The organism is Leucobacter sp. UT-8R-CII-1-4, from assembly GCF_030010235.1.
Taxonomy (GTDB): Bacteria; Actinomycetota; Actinomycetes; order Actinomycetales; family Microbacteriaceae; genus Leucobacter.
In genome coordinates, this window is sequence record NZ_JASCRS010000001.1 from 785762 (window position 1) to 807599 (window position 21838).

23 protein-coding genes and 1 tRNA gene are annotated in these 21838 nt (G+C 59.3%); 16 read left to right on the forward strand and 8 right to left on the reverse strand.

Annotated features, from left to right (window positions below; translation table 11 throughout):
- The first annotated feature begins 21 nt into the window (after positions 1-21).
- The gene (locus QBL02_RS03440) at positions 22-1032 is read left to right on the forward strand and encodes an o-succinylbenzoate synthase (protein WP_282724957.1); all 1011 of its coding nucleotides are present in this window, start codon (positions 22-24) and stop codon (positions 1030-1032) included.
- Between the two features lie 19 nt (positions 1033-1051).
- On the opposite strand, the gene QBL02_RS03445 is transcribed toward QBL02_RS03440, so the two are convergent.
- Positions 1052-2803, reverse strand: coding sequence for an AMP-binding protein (locus tag QBL02_RS03445; protein ID WP_282724958.1), 1752 nt, complete (start codon positions 2801-2803; stop codon positions 1052-1054).
- Between the two features lie 83 nt (positions 2804-2886).
- Positions 2887-3423, reverse strand: coding sequence for an adenine phosphoribosyltransferase (locus QBL02_RS03450; protein ID WP_282724959.1), 537 nt, complete (start codon positions 3421-3423; stop codon positions 2887-2889).
- A 154-nt stretch (positions 3424-3577) separates the two neighbouring features.
- Between QBL02_RS03450 and QBL02_RS03455 the strand changes: the two genes are divergently transcribed.
- From QBL02_RS03455 to QBL02_RS03500, 10 genes are all read left to right on the forward strand, one after another.
- Positions 3578-3651, forward strand: a tRNA-Arg gene (locus tag QBL02_RS03455).
- A gap of 65 nt (positions 3652-3716) precedes the next feature.
- On the forward strand, positions 3717-4343 hold the full coding sequence (locus tag QBL02_RS03460) for a trimeric intracellular cation channel family protein (RefSeq protein WP_282724960.1): 627 nt from the start codon (positions 3717-3719) through the stop codon (positions 4341-4343).
- A 224-nt stretch (positions 4344-4567) separates the two neighbouring features.
- Positions 4568-5482: a LysR substrate-binding domain-containing protein gene (locus QBL02_RS03465; RefSeq protein ID WP_282724961.1), complete on the forward strand. Its 915-nt coding sequence runs from the start codon at positions 4568-4570 to the stop codon at positions 5480-5482.
- A gap of 192 nt (positions 5483-5674) precedes the next feature.
- Positions 5675-6403 (forward strand): amino acid ABC transporter ATP-binding protein, encoded by a 729-nt coding sequence (locus tag QBL02_RS03470; protein ID WP_282725276.1) that lies wholly within the window; start codon positions 5675-5677, stop codon positions 6401-6403.
- A 131-nt stretch (positions 6404-6534) separates the two neighbouring features.
- Positions 6535-7431 (forward strand): glutamate ABC transporter substrate-binding protein, encoded by an 897-nt coding sequence (locus QBL02_RS03475; RefSeq protein ID WP_282724962.1) that lies wholly within the window; start codon positions 6535-6537, stop codon positions 7429-7431.
- Between the two features lie 91 nt (positions 7432-7522).
- A complete protein-coding gene (locus tag QBL02_RS03480) occupies positions 7523-8185 on the forward strand; it encodes an amino acid ABC transporter permease (RefSeq protein ID WP_282724963.1) in 663 nt (220 codons plus the stop codon).
- Positions 8182-8973: an amino acid ABC transporter permease gene (locus tag QBL02_RS03485; RefSeq protein ID WP_282724964.1), complete on the forward strand. Its 792-nt coding sequence runs from the start codon at positions 8182-8184 to the stop codon at positions 8971-8973. Before QBL02_RS03480 ends, QBL02_RS03485 begins: the two co-directional genes overlap by 4 nt.
- 37 nt (positions 8974-9010) lie before the next feature.
- Positions 9011-10258 (forward strand): aminotransferase class V-fold PLP-dependent enzyme, encoded by a 1248-nt coding sequence (locus QBL02_RS03490; protein WP_282724965.1) that lies wholly within the window; start codon positions 9011-9013, stop codon positions 10256-10258.
- Positions 10259-10270: 12 nt separating this feature from the next.
- Positions 10271-11056 (forward strand): fumarylacetoacetate hydrolase family protein, encoded by a 786-nt coding sequence (locus QBL02_RS03495; protein ID WP_282724966.1) that lies wholly within the window; start codon positions 10271-10273, stop codon positions 11054-11056.
- Positions 11041-11871, forward strand: a complete 831-nt coding sequence (locus tag QBL02_RS03500) for an aldolase/citrate lyase family protein (protein WP_282724967.1) — start codon at positions 11041-11043, stop codon at positions 11869-11871. Before QBL02_RS03495 ends, QBL02_RS03500 begins: the two co-directional genes overlap by 16 nt.
- A 109-nt stretch (positions 11872-11980) precedes the next feature.
- Here QBL02_RS03500 and QBL02_RS03505 read toward each other — a convergent pair whose 3' ends face one another.
- Positions 11981-12601, reverse strand: coding sequence for a metal ABC transporter ATP-binding protein (locus QBL02_RS03505; RefSeq protein ID WP_282724968.1), 621 nt, complete (start codon positions 12599-12601; stop codon positions 11981-11983).
- Positions 12602-12660: 59 nt separating this feature from the next.
- On the opposite strand from QBL02_RS03505, the gene aztB reads away from it, so the two are divergent.
- The 4 genes from aztB to aztD are packed head-to-tail and all read left to right on the forward strand — an operon-like array spanning position 12661 to position 16918.
- Positions 12661-13536, forward strand: a complete 876-nt coding sequence (aztB, locus tag QBL02_RS03510; RefSeq protein ID WP_282724969.1) for a zinc ABC transporter permease AztB — start codon at positions 12661-12663, stop codon at positions 13534-13536.
- Entirely contained in the window at positions 13533-14747 is a 1215-nt protein-coding gene (locus QBL02_RS03515; protein ID WP_282724970.1) for an ABC transporter, read from the forward strand. Before aztB ends, QBL02_RS03515 begins: the two co-directional genes overlap by 4 nt.
- Positions 14748-14788: 41 nt before the next feature.
- The gene (aztC, locus tag QBL02_RS03520; protein ID WP_282724971.1) at positions 14789-15697 is read left to right on the forward strand and encodes a zinc ABC transporter substrate-binding protein AztC; all 909 of its coding nucleotides are present in this window, start codon (positions 14789-14791) and stop codon (positions 15695-15697) included.
- 21 nt (positions 15698-15718) lie between these two features.
- A complete protein-coding gene (gene aztD / locus QBL02_RS03525; RefSeq protein ID WP_282724972.1) occupies positions 15719-16918 on the forward strand; it encodes a zinc metallochaperone AztD in 1200 nt (399 codons plus the stop codon).
- Between the two features lie 75 nt (positions 16919-16993).
- Here the strand turns inward: aztD and QBL02_RS03530 are convergent, their stop codons facing one another.
- The 3 genes from QBL02_RS03530 to QBL02_RS03540 are packed head-to-tail and all read right to left on the reverse strand — an operon-like array spanning position 16994 to position 19165.
- The gene (locus QBL02_RS03530) at positions 16994-17635 is read right to left on the reverse strand and encodes a nucleoside triphosphate pyrophosphatase (RefSeq protein ID WP_282724973.1); all 642 of its coding nucleotides are present in this window, start codon (positions 17633-17635) and stop codon (positions 16994-16996) included.
- Between the two features lie 58 nt (positions 17636-17693).
- Complete coding sequence (locus tag QBL02_RS03535; RefSeq protein WP_282724974.1) at positions 17694-18428, reverse strand: ABC transporter permease; 735 nt, start codon at positions 18426-18428, stop codon at positions 17694-17696.
- Complete coding sequence (locus tag QBL02_RS03540; RefSeq protein ID WP_282724975.1) at positions 18425-19165, reverse strand: ABC transporter ATP-binding protein; 741 nt, start codon at positions 19163-19165, stop codon at positions 18425-18427. Before QBL02_RS03540 ends, QBL02_RS03535 begins: the two co-directional genes overlap by 4 nt.
- A 311-nt stretch (positions 19166-19476) precedes the next feature.
- On the opposite strand from QBL02_RS03540, the gene QBL02_RS03545 reads away from it, so the two are divergent.
- Positions 19477-19767 (forward strand): hypothetical protein, encoded by a 291-nt coding sequence (locus tag QBL02_RS03545; protein WP_282724976.1) that lies wholly within the window; start codon positions 19477-19479, stop codon positions 19765-19767.
- Positions 19768-19799: 32 nt separating this feature from the next.
- Here QBL02_RS03545 and QBL02_RS03550 read toward each other — a convergent pair whose 3' ends face one another.
- On the reverse strand, positions 19800-20855 hold the full coding sequence (locus tag QBL02_RS03550) for an HTTM domain-containing protein (RefSeq protein WP_282724977.1): 1056 nt from the start codon (positions 20853-20855) through the stop codon (positions 19800-19802).
- On the reverse strand, positions 20852-21724 hold the full coding sequence (locus QBL02_RS03555) for a DUF5819 family protein (protein WP_282724978.1): 873 nt from the start codon (positions 21722-21724) through the stop codon (positions 20852-20854). Before QBL02_RS03555 ends, QBL02_RS03550 begins: the two co-directional genes overlap by 4 nt.
- Positions 21725-21838: the final 114 nt, after the last annotated feature.

Consider the following 21838-nt stretch of genomic DNA (forward strand, 5'->3'; position numbering starts at 1 on the left):
TGCTCATGGCATCATCGAAACATGGAGAGCACGATCAATCTGCCGCCGCTGCATGAACTGCTCGATAGCGTGCGGGTCGTTTCGATTCCAACCCGAACAAGATTTCGCGGCGTAAGCGTTCGTGAGGCTGCGATCTTTGACGCCCCGAATGGTGCCAGCGAATTTTCGCCCTTTCTTGAGTACGAAACGGCAGAGGCAAGTTCTTGGCTCGCGGCAGCTATTGAGTATGGCTGGGGCACGCTCCCTGCCATGCGCCGCGAGCGAATTCAGATCAATGCGACAGTGCCTGCCATTTCGGCTGAACAGGTGCCTGCGATCCTCACGCGTTTCGAGGGCTGCACCACAGCAAAGGTGAAAGTGGCCGAACGTGGCCAAAGCCTCGCCGACGATATTGCCCGAGTGCGCGCCGTACGCGAAGCAATGGGAGATGGCGCCCTCATTCGCATCGACGCCAATGGCGGCTGGAACACCGAGCAAGCAATTTCGGGGCTGCAAGCGCTCGCTCCCTTCGAGCTTGATTACGCCGAACAGCCGTGCATGAGCGTCGAGGATCTCATCGTTGTACGCGAACGCTTGAGCGGTCTCGTACGGATCGCCGCTGACGAGAGCGTGCGCAAAGCCGATGATCCGCTCGCTGTTGCGCGATCGGGCGCGGCAGACCTGCTCATCGTGAAAGCTCAACCACTCGGTGGCCTTCACCGCGCTCTCAACATTATTGATGCAGCGGGACTACCCGTCGTGGTTTCGAGTGCGCTCGACACCTCAGTTGGCATCGGCATGGGCCTGCATCTTGCTGCTGCGCTACCGGAAGGCGTGCTTGCGGGCGCCTGCGGCCTCGGCACTGTTGCACTGCTTGAGGGCGATGTCGCTGCCGAGCCGCTGCTTGCCAGGCACGGCTCAATCGACGCACGCCGAGCGATCCTCGACCCTAAAAAACTCGAGCACTACGAAGCCGCCCCCGGGCGCACAAAGTGGTGGCACGAGAGAATCTCTGCGTGCCACCGGGTGCTCGCCGAAGAGTGCCCGGGATAACACCCACCACGCGCTCCGACTACTTTTTTAGATTCGGAAAATCCTCTTCGCGCCACTCGGTATCGATTCGAGTGCCCTCGTTGAACGCAGCCACCTCGCGCTGACGCAGTTCAACACGGCGAATCTTGCCCGAAGCGGTTTTGGGCAGCTCATAGAATTCGACACGGCGCACACGCATATAGGCGGGCATAGCCACACGTGCGTGCGCCAGAATCTCGCGGGCAGTTTCGCCATCGGCGACAGCCCCAGACGAGAGAGCCACATATGCCTTCGTCACATTCAAACGAGTGTCATCTGGTGCGCCCACGACCGCAGCTTCGGCTACCAGCGGGTGTTCAAGCAATGCGCTTTCGACCTCAAATGGTGACACCTTGAAATCGCTTGATTTAAAAATGTCGTCGGTGCGCCCAACAAAAGTGAGCACGCCCGACTCATCGCGCTGCGCAACATCTCCGGTGTGGAACACTCCCCCGCGCATTGCTTTTTCGGTCGCCTCTGCATTGCCGAAATAGCCCGGCATCAGGTTTGTTGGGGGCGCTGGATCGAGCGGCAAACAAATTTCGCCCTCTTCGGTTTCGGCACCGGTGAGCGGGTCGAGCAACCGCACCTGCACTCCAGGCAGCGGGCGGCCCATTGCACCAGGCACCACGGCTTCACCGGGCAAAGTACCGATCAGTGCGGTGGTCTCGGTTTGCCCGTACCCATCGCGAATTTCAAGGCCCCACCACTCGCGAATGCGGGCAATCACCTCGGGGTTTAGCGGTTCGCCCGCCGAGAGCAACTCACGAAGGCCGTGCGGCTTTTGCTGCAATTGATGCTGAATCAGCATGCGCCAGACTGTAGGTGGGGCACAGAACGTGTTCACGCCAGCACGGTCAAGCTCGGCGACGAATTCGTCGGCGTCGAAGCGGGTGTAGTTCAGCACAAAGATCGTCGCGCCCACATTCCACGGCGAGAAGAAACTTGACCAAGCGTGCTTGCCCCAGCCTGGTGCGCTCACCACTGAGTGCACATCGCCAGGCCGCACCCCAATCCACGCGGTGGTGCTGAGATGCCCGAGTGGGTAACTCGTATGCGAGTGCTCAACAATTTTCGGCAAGCTCGTAGTGCCAGAGGTGAAGTAGATCAGTGATGGGTCGCTGCTCTTGGTGAGTTTTGGCACAGGTGCGAGCGAAGCGGATCGCGATTCCTCGAAGTTCGCCCAATCATAGAGCGCAGCCCGCTGATCTTGGCTCGCCTCGTCAAAGCCGACCGCAATACCACGGTAGCTGCCTGGCACCTGCGTGAACTTCACAGCGTCGTCTGGTGCCGCAAATACCCACTTCACTTTGCCGCGCTCAACGCGGTCAACGAGTTCGTGCGGGCCAAGCACCACCGATGTGGGCAGGATCACGACGCCGATCTTGAGCGAGGCAAGCATGATTTCCCATAGCTCCAGGCGGTTGCTGAGCATCAGCATCGCAACATCACCCTTGCGTGCGCCCTGCGCAAGCAGCCAGTGCGCAAGCTGGTCGCTGCGACGCTTCAGCTCGGCAAAACTACGCTTCACTTCTTCGCGACCAGCCTCTGCGATCCAGAGAGCCGTCGTATCGTTGCCTTCGGCGATCACGTCAAATACATCGTGCGCCCAGTTGAAGTGCGCGCCGACGTCTGGCCAGATGAAGTCGCGCCTCGCCGCAACCGGATCACTCGCGAGTTCGAGCAACTGATCGCGGGCGTCAAAAAACGCCTGGCTTGCGGCACTTTGGTGGTCGTTTTGCGAAAACGTCATGCTGACCATTCTCGCACCGCGGGGTATACCGCCCGGTGATCCGCTTCGCTATTTGCAGCGAGCCTTCACGAAAACCGGGTGGCTTAAGAACTAAAAACGGTGTGTAGCTTGTGGTCGCTGACCCGTTCGCGGCCGCCGAGACCGGCGATTTCAAAGAGCACTGCGGTGCCACAGACTGGGTAGCCGAGGTGCTCCAGCATTTCGAGTGTTGCAGCGACGGTGCCGCCGGTGGCGAGCACATCGTCGATCACCAATACACGTGCGCCAGGCTCGAGGTCGGCGTGCATTTCGATGGTTGCGGTGCCGTATTCGAGCGAATAGTCGATGCTCATCGCAGGCTGTGGCAGCTTGCCCGCTTTACGCACCGGCACGAGACCCTTGCCCGAGGCGTAGGCCGCCGCGCTCGCGAGCAGGAAACCGCGTGCTTCGAGGCCGGCAATAACGTCGTACTGTCCTTCAAAGGGTGCGATCAATTCTTCGATCGTCGCTTTGTACGCTTCGCCGTCTGCGAGCAGTGGAGTGATGTCGCGAAAGAGAATTCCCGGGCTCGGGTAGTCAGGGATCTCGCGGATCAACTTCTCAGCGCGGGCAAGGGCAGGGGTCAATGCATTGCTTGGCACCTTGCAAGGGTACCTCTTCGGCCGGACTGTCGTTGCACTGTGGCATTACTGACCAGTTTTGGCGCGGCGCAGACTTTGGCGACACGCGGAGTTACCTCGATTTCACATTCACAAATTCATCGGGTAATGTTTTACGAGTTGAGAGATCAACAGAGCGCCCCTAGCTCAGCTGGATAGAGCATCTGACTACGGATCAGAAGGTCAGGGGTTCGAATCCCTTGGGGCGCACAGCTAGACCCTCACCGTTCGCGGTGAGGGTCTTTTTGTTTTCTTGCTGGAGATAAAATTTTCACATGGTTGAAATTGGAACATGGGTCTTTGAAGGTCTATGGATCGCTGGAATTCTTGCGTTTGCCATCTCAGGAGCACTCGTCGGCGTTCGCCACAATCTCGACCTTTTGGGAGTGCTCGTAGTCGGACTCGCCACGGGAATCGGCGGCGGCGTTATTCGTGACATGATCCTTGGGGTTCACCCACCGGTGTCATTCACTCACTGGCCGTACTGGACAACAGCACTCGTCGGCTCTCTCGCAGTGTTCTTCTTTCACCCCAGACTCTCGAAGATTCGCACTTTCGAAATTGTGTTTGATGCGCTGGGGCTCGGAATTTTCTCTGCCTATGGTGCCGCGATCGCTTCACAGAGTGGGGTCGGCTTTATTACCGCAGTGTTTGTCGGCACCGTCGTCTCGATCGGCGGAGGTCTGATTCGGGACGTATTAGTAAATGACGTGCCGGGTGTCCTCACTCGTGAGCTCTATGCCGTCTCGGCAATACTGGGCGCGACGGTTGCGACAGTGATTACTCAATTCACCGGTCATCTCCTCATCGCCGCGACAGTCGGCGGAGTGCTGGCCATTGCGCTCAGGCTCACCTCTTACGCGCGAGGTTGGCACCTGCCAAAACCTCGCCGCAGCAATTAGTGCGCACCGTTCACTCGCCGGAGAACGATTTCAACGAGACCGGCAGCATTCGAGCGCCTATCCGGGGTGTTGATCGTGGTGATTGATGCCAATTTAGGTAACAATGAGTAAAAGCATGCCGGGTGTGAGCCCCGGGCAGTGCGCCCCTCCCCTACGCTGAGGAGGTTCGCGCTAGCCGCGTCGCAAAGAAGCCAACGTGCGCCAGGGGCGCGGCAAGGGGAACCATGTTCACGTTCGATCAGCTCAAAGCGTTTATTGCTGTTGCTGAGGAGCTGCACTTTGGCCGTGCAGCAGAGCGCTTACACATGTCGCAGCCACCGCTCACCCGTCTCATTCAGCGACTCGAAGGCGATGTCGGCGCAAGGCTCTTCGATCGAGACAACCGCAATGTCCAGCTTTCGTATTCGGGCAAGGTGTTTCTCACTGAAGCCCGGCGACTGATCGCGTACGCCGAAGACGCTTCGACACTCACCAGGCGGGCCGGAAGCGGCTCCTACGGCATTGTGCAACTCGGTTTCACGCCAGTAACGGGTGTCAGCATTCTGGGCGACCTGCTCGCCCGAATAAACACCGTTCTGCCAAATGTTGAGGTGATCCTGAAAGAGCAGGACTCGTCAGAAGGTATCCAAGAGCGCCTGCAGGTAGAGCTTGATCTTGGCCTAGCAAGGCCCACACCGAACCGCTTTGATCACGAATCGATCATTGTGCAGCGCGATGTCATGGTGGCCGCGGTGCCTAAGCATCACCCACTGGCGAGCCTTGGCCGCCCGCTCGTTCCCCAAGATTTCGAGGGCGAAGACCTCATCAATTACGACCCTGCGGGCGCTCGCTATTTCACCGATCACGTGCGCCAGTTTCTCGGTCAAACCGCGACGAGATCAACGCAGCAGGTCACCCAGAACGTCACTGTCGTATCGCTTGTCGGAGCGGCGAGAGGAGTGGCGCTGGTCACTGGATCAACCCGTCGAATTCAGGTGGACGGCGTAACTTACCTGCCACTCGATCCCGCGTATCGCGGTGAGCCTCTTGAACTGCACGCGCTCTGGCATCGCGACAATCGAAACCCCGCGCTTGAGCACGTTGTAGACATTCTGAGCAGCTATCAGGCACCTGAGCTGCCCTCTCTCGACGAAGATTGATACCTTTTAGGCATCATTTAAAGCGTTCAAAACTTGCAAGATCAACAATTAGTCATTTAGTTTGGCTCAGTACCGTTCGCGGCAATACCCCGCCGAACGACACAGGGCACCGCAGCCACTCGCGGTGCCACTCCACTGCTTTCTCAACGACTGGATCTTTCAATGACGAACGCTACGAACAGCCAACAACCGCTGGTGAAGCTCACCGATGTGAACAAGCACTTTGGTTCGCTGCACGTATTGCAAGACATCAACCTCGAGGTCGCTAAGGGCGAGGTCGTTGTGGTCGTTGGGCCTTCAGGATCGGGCAAATCAACCCTCTGCCGCACAATCAACCGGCTCGAAACCATCGATTCAGGTTCGATCACCATTGACGGTCAGGAACTCCCCGAAGAGGGCCGCGCACTCGCCAAGCTTCGGGCAGACGTCGGCATGGTCTTCCAATCGTTCAACCTCTTTGCGCACAAGACGATTCTTGAAAACGTCATGCTCGGCCCGATCAAGGTGCGCGGCGCCAAAGCCGCAGACGCCAAGACAGAAGCTTTGACCCTGCTCGAACGAGTAGGTATTGCAGCGCAAGCCGACAAATACCCCGCACAGCTTTCAGGCGGGCAACAGCAGCGAGTAGCTATCGCCCGCTCGCTCGCAATGCGCCCGAAGATCATGCTTTTCGACGAGCCAACCAGCGCGCTCGACCCAGAAATGATCAATGAGGTGCTCGACGTCATGGAAGGTCTCGCACGAGACGGCATGACCATGATCGCGGTCACCCACGAAATGGGCTTTGCTCGTAAGGCGGCGAACCGCGTTGTCTTCATGGCAGACGGCGTGATCCACGAGATTCAAGAGCCAGAGCCGTTCTTCACCGCACCAAAGACCGAGCGCGCACGCGACTTCCTCTCGAAGATCCTGACCCACTAACCGCAACAAAGCGGCCCCTCGCATAGGCGAGAGCACCAAGACCCACCGGCACACACCGGACTGGACCTGCGCCCTGGCGCACTCATTTGGCTGTCCACCGACGGGCGCCAACCGAACAAAGGAAACCCCCTATGAAGAAGCTCATTTCGCTGGCCGCAATTGTTGCAGCTGGCGCGCTGGCGCTCAGCGGCTGCGCAGCAGGCTCACCGAACGACCCAAGCAAGCCAGCCACTGGAGAGACCGCAGCACTGAGCTACGACGTCAACACCGACTTCGATCTTGCCGACTCACCAACGTGGACCCGCGCGAAAGAAAAGGGTCAGCTGACCGTTGGCGTGAAGTTCGACTACCCAGGCGTTGGCAACAAGAAGCCAGGCCAGCAAACCCCTGAAGGATTCGATATCGAGATGACCCGCATGATCGCGGCTCACCTTGGCTTCGCACCTGAAGAGATCACCTTTATGGAGATCACCGCACCGAACCGCGAGCTCTTCCTGCAGCAGGGCAAGGTCGACATGGTCGCCGCGATCTACACCATCAACGACGAGCGCAAGAAGGTTGTTGACTTCGCTGGGCCATACCTCGAAGCAGGCCAGGATCTGCTCGTAGCCAACGACAGCGACATCACCGGCGTTGCAGACCTCAAAGACAAAAAGGTCTGCTCAGTCGACGGCGCAACCCCAGCTCAGCGAATGCAGGCAGACCACCCAGAGATCGAGCTGGTCACCTACGACGCACTCTCGAAGTGCATGATCGACCTCGAGTCGGGCAACGTTGACGCGGTTACCCACGACGACGTTATGCTGCGCGGCTTCGCTGCAGAGTACGGCGACCAGTTCCGCGTAGTGGGTGAGCGCTTCAGCACCGAACTGCTGGGCCTCGGCGTACCAAAGGGTGACGACGCGTTCCGCAATGCGGTAAACGATGCCATCCAGGCAGCCACCGAAGACGGCACCTGGAAGAAGATGTTCGAGGCGACCCTCGGCGACACCACGATCGTAAACATCCCAGAAATCGATCGCTACTAGCGACCGGACCGTGGGCGGGCAGTGCCCGCCCACGGAAACAACCCGGCCTTCGGGCCCCGGCCACCACCACCGGTGAGAGGAAGTGAACCCCATGGATACCGCAACTATCGTGCAGCTATTCGTCTCCGGATTCTGGGGGACAGTCAAACTCGCGTCATGGACCTTCGTCTTCTCGATGCTGCTTGGCACCCTACTTGGGATCATGCGTATTTCGCCGATTCCCGTTCTGCGTGGAGCAGCTGGCGCATACGTCACTGTCATGCGAAACACTCCGTCGACACTCGTACTCTTCTTTTGCGCGTTCGGCCTGCCCTACCTTGACGTAAAGTTCGGTGACGACACCGCGACTCGCTCATTCATCTACGCGGTGATCGGCCTCTCCTGCTACACCGCAGCCTTTATTAGCGAAGCGATCCGCTCTGGCTTTGCCACCATTCCGGTAGGCCAGGCTGAGGCTGCGCGATCCATCGGGCTTACCTTTTCGCAAAGCGTTACCCTCGTGATTCTGCCCCAGGCGATCCGTGCGGTCGTGCCCCCAATTGCAAACCATGTGATCGCGATGGTGAAAAACACGTCGATCGCGTCGGCATTCAACAACAAAGAACTCATCTCGGCTATGCGCAATGCCGTCGAGATCAGAGGTGACCTCGTGCTCACCCTCTTGGTGGCAACTGCGGCCGCCTACCTGATTCTTACCCTGAGCCTCGGCTGGCTCTCCTCCGTACTCGAACGCAGAATGGCGGTGCAGCGATGAGCGACCTCAGCGCACTCTACGAGACGCCTGGCCCACTCGGTCGTCGGCGCAACCGCATCGTTTCAGCAGTTGTCTGGGTTGGCCTGGCCGCGGTAATCGCCTATGTGGTGTATCGCTTCCAGGTAACCGGGCAACTCGCTCCCGAAAAATGGACACCCTTTCTCTACGGCGACATTCAGCGAGTGCTTCTCGAAGGCCTCCTGAACACGCTGAAGTCAGCACTCGTTGGCGCTTTCTTTGCACTGGTGATTGGTGTCGTGTTCGCGCTCATGCGGCTCTCGCATAAACGCTGGATCAGGACCATCGCCGTCGTGTGCATTGAGTTCTTCCGTGGCCTCCCCGTGCTGCTGATCATGTTTGCCATTTTCATGATCTTCGACGTCTCGGCGTTTGTTGCGGTGGCTGGCGGACTCGCACTCTTCAACGGCATGGTGCTCGCCGAAGTTATTCGTGCCGGCATTAACGCAGTACCTCGCGGTCAACGCGAAGCCGGCCTCTCCATCGGGCTCAGCTCATTCCGCACCATGTGGTTCATCCTGTTGCCGCAAGCGTTCCGCACCATGCTGCCCACGATCGTGTCCCAGGTGATTGTGCTGCTGAAGGATTCTGCCCTCGGCTACATCGTGTCGTTCCACGAGCTGGTGTACGCCATCAACCAGGTGGGCCGCGCCTACCACAACCTGTTGCCGACCTTCATCGTTGGTGCCGCCATCTTTATCGTGATCAACCTCGCGGTCAACGCGTTTGCGGTCTGGCTCGAACGCCGGCTCGCACGCGGCCGCCGCTGATCCACCGCCCCTTTTACTCTGCTACGAAAGAAGTCCGATGTCCCGCTTCATGCTGCAGCCAGGCCCAACACAGATTGACCCTCGGGTGTTGCAGGCCACCATGCGGCCAGTGATCCACCACTCCGACCCAGAATTCACGGTTGAGTTTGATCGCACCTGCGACATGCTGCGCACCATTCTCGGGGTGCCAGCCGATGGCGAGGTTGTCGTGCTGCCGGTAAGCGGGCGTGGCGGGCTCGAGTCTGTTGCAACGAGCCTCACCGATGGCGAACGGCCTGTCTTGGTTGTTGACACCGGCGTATTCAGTGGCATGTTTCTTGACGTTATGGCGTCGCAAGCGATCCCCACGGCTACCGTTTGCGCGCTGCCCGGTGATCGATCAAGCCTCGACACGATCGAGGCGGCAATCGTGCAGCACCAGCCATTTATGGTTTCGGTGGCACAAACCGAGACCAGCACAGGGTTGCGCTTTGCCCCAGAAGATCTCACCGAACTGGCAGCACGCTGTCACGCGCACGGTGCACTCCTGATGGTCGATGCTGTTGCCTCGCTCGGTGCCGCACCACTCGATATGGCCACACAAGATATCGATGTCGTGGTCTCGGGTTCGCAAAAGGCCCTTGGCGGGATGACCGGTCTCGCAATTATTGGTCTCGGGCACAGGGCGATTGAGGCACTGCACGCTCGCCCGACCGGCATTGCTCGCTCATACTTCCTTGACCTCGCTCGCTGGTGGAACACCTGGCTTCCGCGCGAACGCGGCGGCGCACAGGCACTCGGCGCACGCCGAATGAACTGGTCGATGAACACTCACGGCGTATTTGCGCTGCAACGAGCATGCGAACTGGCGCTCGAAGAAGGGCTCACCGAACGTCAGGCACGTCACGAGCGGGTTGCCCGCGCGTTTCAGGCCGCCGCAGCACGGCTAGGGTTTGGTTTTCTCGATGCCGAAGATCGCCGCTCAGAAACGGTGACGGTGCTCACTCCGCCAGAGGGTATCTCGGCAGCAGAGGTGCTCGCCGTGCTCAGCAATGACCACGGTATTGCGGCTGCTGGCGGGCTCGGCGCAGCCTGGGCTGGGAAGGTCATTCGCTTTGGCCACATGGCCGAAACCGCTCGCGAACGAGTTGCCGAGACCGCACTTTCTGCGCTCGTTGACGCGCTTCGTCGGCACGGCGTGGAGCACCCGAGCGACGCACTTGGCGTGTTCTGGGACACCATCGACGCGCACCCTTCATCGGCTCGTTCAACAGCCGCGCACTTGCTCACCACCCCAGCAGCCTGAGAGGAACACCCCATGCTTGACGCCGCCGTGCACCAGCAAATCGCCCAAGAACTCGCAGAGGCCGCCCGTACCCGCGTGCCGGCAGCGCGCTTCGTGCCCCGTTTCGAGGGAATGACCGTCGAAGATTCCTACGCGGTACAGCGCGCTTGGCGCGACGCTCGGGTTGCTGCTGGTGGCCGGGTCATCGGGCACAAGATCGGTTTGACGTCGCGCGCTATGCAGGTGGCGACCGGAATCACCGAGCCCGACTACGGTGTTATTTTCGCTGATCAAGCGTACGAGTCAGGCGTGGTGCTCAAGCATGAGGAGTATACGGGAGCCCGAGTCGAGGTCGAGCTGGCTTTTGTGCTGAGGGAAGATCTTTCCGGCCCGGGGGTGACCACACACGATGTGCTTCGCGCAACGGAGTTCGTGGTGCCAGCTCTCGAGATTCTTGATTCTCGCATCGAGATGGAGGGGCGCACCATTGTCGACACAATTTGCGACAACGCGGCTCTTGGCTCGATGATTCTCGGCGGAACCCCGGTTGCTCCTGAGTCAATCGATCTGCGCTGGCAGGGCGCCATGTTGTACCGCAATGAAGTGATCGAAGAAACTGGACTCTCTGGTGGGGTGCTCGGTCACCCCGCCGCCGGCGTCGCATGGCTTGCGAACCGCCTCGCCCCGCATGGTGAGCGCCTTGAGGCCGGTCAGGTCATTCTCAGTGGTTCGTTCACCAGGCCGGTGTGGGCCGAAGTTGGCGATGTGATGCATGCAGAGTTTCACGGAATGGGTGCTGTCACGTGTCGCTTCGTATAGCCCCTGCTGCCTCTTTTCGGGCCGAACTCAACGAAGACGGTGCAGCGAAAGTCGGCGTTTGGGTGTGCTCCGGTAGCCCCATCGCCGCCGAGATCTGCGCGGGTGCGGGTCTTGACTGGGTGTTGATTGATACCGAGCACGCTCCGAACGGCCTCGAATCGGTGCTCGCACAATTGCAGGCGAGCGCCGCGTACCCCGTGCACTCGGTGGTTCGGCTGCCGGGTAAAGATCCGGTGATCATGAAACAGGTGCTCGATCTCGGCGCTGAATCTGTGTTGGTGCCTATGGTGAATACGGCTGCCGAGGCAAAGGCGGTTGCCGCTTCTGCTGCGTACCCTCCTGACGGAATCCGCGGCGTTGGTAGCGCGTTAGCTCGCGCGGCCCGCTGGAACAGAATCGACAATTATCTTGCCGAGGCGAGAGCGGGCCTGACCGTGCTTGTGCAGATTGAAACTGCTGAGGGCGTGGCCAATGCCGCCGAAATCGCCGCAGTTGAGGGCGTTGACGGCGTGTTCATTGGCCCCAGTGATTTGGCCGCTTCGATGGGGTTGCTCGGTCACCAGGAACACCCAGAAGTTGTTGCGGCTGTTGAGCGAACGATTGAGCTTGTGCACGCAGAGGGCAAGCCGGTGGGCGTGAATGCGTTCAACCCGGCACGGGCCGACAACTACATTGAGGCAGGTGTCGATTTCATTCTCGTCGGTGCCGATGTTGCCTTGCTGGCGCGTGGCACGGAGGCTCTCGCAGAACGTTTTGTGAAACAGAGCGCTGGATCCCCAGGCGATACCTCCGTGGCAGCTCGGGCGAGCTACTAGGCTCCTCAAGATTTCTTGAGTTCGTGAGCAAATCTACCGAGGACGATGACTCTTTCAAGGCTCAGCGCGGAGCTTTCATCGACGACGTGGCTTTTCTCGGAATGCTCAATTAACCCACTACGCGACCCTCCTCAAGCCTGATCGTTCGGTCAGCCTGCTCGATGGCTTCATCGTGGTGCGTGGCGCACAGCACTATCGCGCCGCGATGAGCTTCTTCGCGCAGAATCTTCTGTGTGCGAGCAGAGCTCATTCGGTCAAGACCGGTGGCTGGTTCGTCAAGTAGCAGAGCGCCAGGTTGTCGCACTATTCCTTGCGCCAGGAAAATTCGTTGGCGTTGACCGCCAGAGAGGTCTGCCAGCGGCCGGTTTGCGTACTGTGACATGTCGACGCGCTCAAGCGCACGGTCAACGGCGGTCCGCGCGGCGGCGCGACTCAGTCGTGCGCCACGCTTCCAGGTGCCCATGGCTACGACTTCGCGCGCGGTGAGCGGCAGACTTTCTGGCGCACTCGGTCGTTGCAGCACCAGGGCAAGATCTTCGTGTTGTGAGACCGTGCCGCATTTCGGCTTGAGTACGCCAGCAATAATCTCGAGCAGCGTCGACTTGCCTGATCCGTTATGCCCGGTCAACGCGGTTATTTCTCCGCCGCGCACGGCGAGCGATACTTCGTGCAGCACGTCAGTTTCGGCGTAGGCAAAGCTCACTCCGTTTAGGAAAAGCACCTCTGGCATAGTTTTCTTTCGCTCCTTAATTGATAATGATTCTCATTTTTACTCTATAGTGATTTCTCATGACCCCGATATTCGACGCCTGGTTCGCGCCATTCGAAGCCGACTTTTTTGCGCGTGCCCTAACTGGCGGCATACTCGTCGCTGCCATCTGCAGCATCGTTGGCACCTGGGTCGTCATTCGCGGAATGGCATTTCTCGGCGAAGCAATCGGTCACGGCATGCTCCCCGGAGTCGCCATTGCCACAGTCACCGGCGCTCCACTAATTCTTGGAGCCGCAGCAAGCGCCATCGTGATGAGCGCGGCCATTGGCCTGCTACAGCGACGAGGCAAACTCTCCTACGACACCAGCATCGGCCTACTGTTTGTCGCCATGCTCTCGCTCGGCGTGATCATCGTCTCGCACTCACGCAGTTTTGCGACCGATGCCACCGCCCTGCTATTTGGTGACATCCTGGCCATCCGAGACAGCGAAGTGATCATGCTGACAATCGCGCTTGCCGTGACCATCGTTGTGGCCACAATGTTTCATCGCGCATTTGTCGCCGCAGCATTCGATACGCGGATCGCCAGCACTCTCGGCCTCACACCCCGTCTGGCACAAACAGTGCTCGTCGGACTCGTCACCCTTGCCGTGGTCGCTTCATTCCAAGCGGTCGGCACGCTGCTCGTGGTCGGCCTACTGCTCGCACCAGCAGTCGCCGCAAGGCCATGGACCAAGCGAATCCCGGCAATCATGCTGCTTGCCGCGGTCGCAGGCACTGTCGCGGTGACGATCGGACTGCTTGTTTCGTGGCACTTCAGCACCGCAGCTGGGGCGTCTATCGCAGGCGCGGCGATCCTTATTGCCGCAGCCTCCTCGTTTGCCCGGCACCTGACCGTGCGCTTCGCAAACATCGGCTCACCCACTCCAACCCCAGAAAGGGCATCACAATGAACTTGCGACACTCGCTCATTGCACTACCGCTAGTGATCGTTGCGCTAGCTGGCTGCACCTCACAGCCCCACGCCCACACCACCGACCCCGCTTCCGACTCTGTCGGCAGTGGTCACGGCAAGATCAGTGGTGCCGAAGAAGTTGCCGAGCCGCCCCTCGCCCTTGTCTCGATAGATTCCACCGGAAAGATCGGCTTACTCGACCTACTCAACGATGAAGCCGAACAAGTTGGCGAGCAGCAGCAGCCCCTCGCCCTCGCGAGTGATGGACGCTACGGATTTATCACCACCGCCAACGGGATTGCAGTAATCGACTCCGGCCGGTGGACCTGGGATCACGTGGACCATTTTCACTACTACCGCGCCGACTTTCAACCACTCGGCAACCTGGCGGGCGAAGGCCCCGCCACCGTCACAACCAGCATGCTTTCTACAGCTGGCGGCACCGGAATCTACTTCGCCGGTTCGGGCGATGCGGTGTTGCTCGACAACTCAGCGCTTGCCGAAGGACGCCTCGACGAGAAATTTCGAGTACACGTGGGATCAGGCATCGGCGTCACCGCCCCACTTGGCGACGGCGCCCTCGTAAGCCACGGCAACCAACTGATCTGGCACTCAGCAGACGGTAGCGAAAGCGATCACGCCATTGCTTGCACTGAGCCGAAAGGATCAATCACGACCCGAGCGGCCCTCATCATTGGCTGCGCCGAGGGAGCCGTATTGGCAAACCTCGGGACCGGACAGAACACCGATCCCTCGATCGAAATGTTGCCCTATCCTGCCGATATCGCCGCACCAAGAGCAGGTGAGTTTCAAGCGAGAAAAGGCCGGCCCAGCGTTGCTGCTCTTGCCGGAGACGATGGTTTCTGGCTGCTGAACACTCGCGAGCAAAGCTGGCAATTTGTGGCCAGCGACACCGCACTAACGCGAGTCACCGCTGTTGATGATGCCGAAGGTCACGTGCTCGCGCTCAGTGCCGACGGGCGTGTACAGGTCTATCTTGCGAGCACCGGAGAACTCGTTGGCTCAACTGACGCACTCCTAACTGAGGTAACCGAGAGCACCTCACTCCTGGTCGACGATCAGCGGGCCTACGTCAATGACCCGAACGCAGGCCTGGTACACGAGATTGCCTATTCGGGTGAGGTCCGGGTTGCCCGAACGCTCGAGACTCCGACCACACCATTTTGGCTGATGGAGGTTGGCCGGTGAACCAAGGATCTCTCCGTCAAAGAAGCGGCGCCGTCGCAGCCATGACTTCTTTCAGCGCACTCGCCGCGCTCTTGCTGAGCGTAAGTCTCACCGCTTGCGCGACGGTCAGCACAAACGATGTTCCCCAGATCGTAGTGACTACCAACATCCTCGGCGATGTGGTTGAGGAGATCGCCGGTGATGAGGCTCACGTCACCACACTGATGAAGCCGAATGCCGACCCGCACTCCTTCGAGATTTCGGCGCAGGAGGCTGCCCTTCTCAGCTCGGCCGATCTGATTGTGTCAAACGGCCTCGGTCTCGAAGAAGGTTTACAACAGCACCTCGACCGGGCCGCCGCTCAAGATGTGAAGCAATTTGTGGCTGGTGAACACATCTCAGTGCTGAATTACCGCAGCGCGGACGCCGCAGGCACACCCGACCCCCATTTTTGGACTGACCCAGCACGCATGCTCGACGTGGTCAACGGCCTTGAGGCTGCTCTTTCTGAAATTGTTGGCGTTGACGCCGCAGCCATACGATCCAACGCTGAGCGCTATCGAAACGAAGTGCAGCAGCTTGACACGCAGATGCAGCAATCATTTGATTCGATACCGCGCGAGCGCCGGTCCCTCGTCACAAACCACCACGTCTTTGGTTATCTCGCCGAGCGTTTCGGCTTCACGATAGTCGGCGCGGTGATTCCAGGCGGCACCACGCTCGCATCGCCGAGCGCCGCGGACTTGCGCGAACTGAGTATCGCGATTGAGCAAGCCGGAGTGCCAACAATTTTTGCTGAAGCTTCACAGTCCGATCGCTTGGTGCAGGTGCTCGCAAGCGAGGCCGGAGTGCACGTGAGTGTCGTAGAACTCTTTACCGAATCGCTGACAGAGCCCGGAGAGGGCGCCGACAGCTATCTGACCATGATGCGAGCCAATACGGAGCGCATTACCAACGGGCTCAACAGCTGAGCACCACCCGAAAGGAACACAATGAAATCACACTTCCGAGTGATCGCCACCACCGCGGCGTTCGCAGGAATCACGCTGCTCGCGACCGCGTGCGCTAGTGGCACCGCCGCAAGCACTACCGCGGACGACCCGAGCAGCAGCCAGGGAGCTGCCGAGGGCCGCGTCGCAGTTTCGTACGAGGGCGGTATCGCCGTGCTCGATCCCGAAACCCTAGAGGTGCTCCAAGAATTCTCGACCGAAGAATTCACTCGCCTGAACACCTTCGGCGATAAGCGCACGGTTGCGGTCACCACCTCAGCCGGGTTCCAGATGCTTGATACCGCCGACCTGAAACTCACCGATCTGGTTTTTGATGCCAAAACCGCTGGCCACGTAGTCGCCCACGAGGGCAAGACCGTACTCTACGACGATGGCACCGGCACCACGACCGTGCTCGATACCGCTGCTTTCGCGGGTGGATACCAGGCGCCAGCTGAAACTTCGACGTACACCGCTGCGGCACCGCACCACGGCGTATCAATTGTGCTTCGCGATGGCACCCTGCTCACCACCGTTGGCGACTCAAATGGTCGAAGTGGTGCCGCCGCCCTGCACCCGCATGATGACCACTGGCACGAAGAGGCCGTCAGCAATGAGTGCCCCGGAATCCACGGCGAGGGTACCGCCGCCAACGAGGTAGTGGTGTTCGGCTGCGAAAACGGCGCACTGCTCTACGCCAACGGCGAGTTCACGAAGCTCACCGCACCGGATAGCTACGGCCGCATGGGCAACGCCTTTGTTTCAGAAACTAGCCCGCTCGTGGTTGGTGACTACAAGAATGATCCAGACGCTGAAGGTTACTTGCTGAGCGCGGTCACCCTGATCGACACCGAGAAGCAGAGCTACGAGGTCGTGAATCTTCCTGCCGAGGTGCGCTACACCTTCCGCGATATCGCGCGCGGGCCCGGCGATCTGGCCTACATTTTGTCAAACGACGGCCAAATCCATGTGCTCGATCCGGCAAGCGGCAAGCTGACCGATTCGTACCCTGTGGTCGATCCTTGGCAGGGCCCAGCCGAGTGGCAAGACGCTCACCCCGCGATTAAGGTAAACGGCGACATCGCTTACATCACCGAACCGGCCACGAACTCAGTGCATGCGGTTGACCTCAAGAGCGGCAAAATCCTTGCGAGTTCTGAGTTCGACTTCACGCCAAATGAGCTCGCGGTAGCGATGGGATAAGTGCCTCTCACCTTGGGGTGTCCTGCGCTCACGTTTTACGTTGGATCGCAGGGCGCCCCGGGTGCTGTCACCCGGCTAGGCGCTGAGGTTCCAGAGCTTCGAATAGTCGTGACCCAGCGCTACCACCAGCCGGCGAAGAGCTGGCAACGAAAGCCCGATCACGCAGCTTGGCGCGCCCTCGATGTGTTCGATGAACGCACCGGCGAGACCGTCAATCGCAAACCCGCCCGCGAGCTCGAGCGGTTCTCCCGTAGCAACATAAGCTTCGAGTTCGGCGTCGCTCACATCTGCGGCGAGTGAAACGGTTGCAGTATCCACTGCACCCTGCGCACCCCGCACCGATCCCCCGCTGTGGTCGATCACCCAGTGACCTGAGTGCAGCACACCGGTCTGCCCGCGATGTTGTTTTGCCCGGGCCAACGCGATTTCTGGCTCGTGCGGTTTGCCCAGAATTTCACCGTCAAGCAAAAAAGCGGAGTCGCCACCGAGCACCAAGCCGTCGATTTCATGGCCGTGGCGGCGCACCACATCTTCCGCTTTCAACCTGCCAAGGTACTCAGTGAGCTCTGGCGCGGTAAGCGCGCGACCGATCTGCGCCTCACGAGCAGCAACTTCAGCTTCTTCATCAACTTCAGGCGAGAAGCACACTGGTTCGATCCCTGCAGCGCGCAGCACTGCGAGTCGAGCGGGCGAGGTCGAGGCGAGATAGAGGCGCATGCCCCCAGCATATTCACCCCGCTTTGACGAAGCGATCCAACGATGAAAAAAAGGAGGGCTACGGCGTGCGTCTACGCAGCGTAAGCGAAGCAAGAATCAACGCGACCAGGGTGACCGCGGCAATAACAACGAGTGGTTTGCCAAGATCCCAGCCCTCGTCGCCGGCCGAAACCGCGTTTACCGCATCGATGGCATAGCTCAGTGGCAACCAGTCTGAAATACGCTGCAAAATATCTGGCATCTGATCGCGCGGCATCAGCAGGCCACCGAGCAGAATCTGCGGAAACACGAACACCGGCATAAACTGCACCGCTTGAAATTCTGTGCGCGCAAAAGCGCTCGCAAATAGTCCAAGCCCCGTGCCAAGCAAGGCATCAAGCACCGCTACCGCGCCCAATTGCCAACTCGGCCCATCAATTTGCAGCCCACACACCCATACCGCAAACCCTACGGTGATGAGTGCCTGCAAAATCGCCATCAGTCCGAAAGCAATCGCATAGCCCACAATAAAATCTGACTTTGCAAGCGGCGTCGTCATGAGTCGTTCGAGTGTGCCCGATCGACGTTCGCGCAGAGTGGTTACCGAGGTCACCACGAACATCAAAATGAAGGGGAAGAGCGCGAGGATCGGGCCGCCGAATTGGTCAAAGGCACCCTCTTGGTCACTGAATAACCAGGCGAAGAGCCCCACGAGCAGGCTCGGCATGAGCAGCATGAGTGCAATGGAGCGCGGATCATGGCTGAGCTGTCGCAGTACACGACCGGCGGTTGCGAAACTTCGGTTGATATTCATCGCGAGTCACCGCCTGAGCGCTCGTGCGCGGCAATAAGCGCAAGGAACGCTTGCTCTGGGTCGTTCGTAGCGGTGCTTTGCAGAAGTTCTTGCGGCGTGGTGTCTGCCACGATCTGACCGGCACGCATCAGCAATAGGCGGTCGCAGCGTAGCGCCTCGTCCATCACATGGCTGCTCACCAGGAGTGACGCTCCATTATCGGCGAGCTCTCGAAAGAGCTGCCAGAGCTCGGCCCGCAACACTGGGTCAAGACCCACCGTTGGCTCATCGAGCACGATGAGTTCCGGATTGCCCAGCAGCGCAACGGCAAGCGAAACCCTGCCACGTTGACCGCCCGAGAGGGCTTCGACCCGCTGCTTCGCCTGAGCTTCAAGGCCGACCAGACTCATCGCCCGCGCGGCGTCCTGTTTGGAGGCACCGAGCACCCGCGCAAAATAGCGCAGATTCTGTGCGACAGTGAGATCGTCATAGACCGAAGCTGCCTGGGTGGCGTAGGCGACGCGTTTTCGCAGTTTGGGCGAACCCGCCGATTCGCCAAGCACCAGCACCTCGCCATCGACTCCGGCTTGCACTCCGACGATGCTGCGCATCAGGGTGGTTTTGCCGCAGCCGGAGGGACCGAGCAAGCCGGTCACCTGGCCACGCGGAATCTCAAGGTCGACACCGTCAAACACGGTGTGGCGACCGCGCCGCACCGTAAGAGCCTTGGCCGAGATAACGGCCTCATTAGCGTTCACGGCATCAGCATAAGCCCGCGACCCCGCAATCGTCGAGAAGTACCGATCCCGTCGAAAACAACAGATACTTGCCGCAAATATCGCTTGTTTTCGGCGGGATCGGCACATTGGGCGGTGGTGGGTGCCCCAGCGTGAGGCGGGCACGCTTTGGCGAGACACACTGCTTCTCGCGAAACACACTGGTTTTTCGGTGCTGAAAGAGACGATCTCGATAGAAACAGTGTGTTTCGATCCGCGGCAACCCGTTGCTGGTTGTCAGGATCGGCCGCTAGATGACTTACGATGAGTGCCCAGCAGCGAAAGGCTCTCCTATGTCAAATGTGGTTCCATCTCGTGATGATCTCATCGCGCAGATTCAGCAGTCAAAATTCTCTATCACGAAGTTCCGAGAGAGATACAACGTTGACGATGTCGATGATTTTCTCGACCTCATCGTGCAGAAACTACAACACGACGCGCCAAAGGCTGAACTCCTAGAACTCCTCAAAACAGCAAAGTTTCGGACCGCAAGCTTTCACATCGGATACCTAGCAAAACGGGTTGACGCCTTCATCTTGTTGCTGCAAAGCTCCCTCTCCGAAGAAATCGAACCTCGACGATAACGCTGCACCAGCATTCCTGCGCGACAAGATCGCTACGCGGGCTCAGGCGCCCGCATGGCGTCGTTCCAGCGCCGGCTAAAACCGCTGGTGAGTCGTTTCCAACTTCGGTCCCGAATGAAGATCGAATCAATCGCAATCATGGTGAGCGAGAACCAAGGCAGGCCCATCAGCACGCCAATCATGATGTGGAAACCGAGGATCCCAAACAGCGCAATCAGGCGCGTCGGTCGCGAGAGCAGGGCGAGCAAGAAGATCGACTGCAAGATAATTGAGCCCCAAGTACCGATCGCTACCATTGGTCCCCACGCAGTGATCAGATCACTCAGCACCGGCCAAGTGCCAAATCGTGCGGTTTGCAGCGGATCGTAGACGGCCCAACCCTGCGCCCAAGGTGTGCCCTGCGCCTTGTAAAGCGCGCCAGAACCGTACACAAATGCGACCTGCGCGGTCAGTGCAACCAGCGCCAGATTGTGCAGCACCGTGCCAATCTGTCTTGGCGAGCTGCCCTCGGCGAACCACTCATGTTTCGCCCGCCGGCGAGCGTCAATCGACCAGCGTGCTGCCGGATCCGCGAAGAACAACAGAATCATGGCGATGCGGAACATATTGTCGCCCTGATCGCCGACCATGTCGTTCATCTCGATGAAGCTCACCCAGAGCACAAAAAAGACCGGAAGCACGATACGAAAGCGCCAGCCAATCATAAACAGCACGGCCAACACCATGAGCAGCAGGTAAAGCAGCGTGAATCCAACGTCGTTGGCCGCTACTGCGTGGAACGCGCTGAACAGCCAGATTCTAGGAAAATCACTCACCGGTTCTGCGATTTCACCGTTCCAAGCAGACCCCGACCCAAAGGTGTACAGGCGGGTGCTGAAGTTGGCGAGCAACAAGCCCAGTGCTGTGACGCCGAAGATCATCCTGGTCACGGCAAGGCCGTACAACGCCTTTTTACCGTTGAAAAGCCAAGCTTCGAACCAGGCGATGGCCGAGCCAATGCCGTTCATCGCCGCCATCCAGGCGCCGGAAATCAGGCTGCCAACAAAAGCGCCAAAGCGCGCTACCGGTGTGGTGCCTTGCTCGCTCATTTTGTGATCCTCTCGAACTGACCGCGAAACACGTCGCCAAAATTGCCGTCGTTCTGGCCCTCGTTGACAACCAGGTCACGCCAGCCCGGCAAAACGATGGTCGGCTCTGGTCGCACTGCGTCAGGGTTGTGTCGATCCTTGAAAGGAATGATGTTCTGCCTGCTCACTCGATATTGCACCTGAGTGACGCCGTCACCCCAGATCGCACGGGCAACCTGTGTGGCATAGGCCGTGCTGCGATGTTCTTCCTTCAGCAGCTCGGCGATTTTCTTTTCGCGGGCTTCGGCGCTGCCACCGCTCGTGTCTTCCCGCTGTTCGAGTGCAGCCTGCAACCCGATCTCCCAATCAGGCACGGTGAAGTCCCCGCCGATGACCGCGCGATCCACGTCATTCATAGCGTCGAATGCACCCTTGTAGCTTGAAGCCAGCTCACTCGACTGGATGCCACCTCGTGGTGGAAAAAGATTGTATTTCAGCATTGATAGCTCGACGTCTGTCGCGCTTACCCAGCCGGTGGTTTCTTCAGTGCCGTCGCTATTGGTGACCACGGCTCGCACGTTGAAGTGGTAGTCACCGTTGATTGGTTCTGGCGCAAACACACTCCATGATTGCCCGAAGAGCGGGATCATGTAGCCCGAAAGCATATTGCTCGGCACCACTTCCCTGGCGTTCTCGGAGTAGGGAGCGATCCATAGAAATGATGCGAAGATGTGCCAGGCTGTGAAGATCACCGCGAGTACCGCGATGATGCGTACCCAGATCTTAGGTTTTGAGCTCTGGCTTGTCGGTTGCTCAGTCACCGACTGCTCCGAATCGTGCTCCGAAGCGCTGGTGCTTTCGCGCTCCGTGGTTGATGCTGTTGGTTTCACGCTAGCCTCCGGGCGCGATGGGCGTGCACACATCCATGACATCCGTGCATGTGACCCGCCTTTGTTGATCATCTGCTGTAAATCTAACCGAAAAGCGGGATGCGGCCGGGAGTT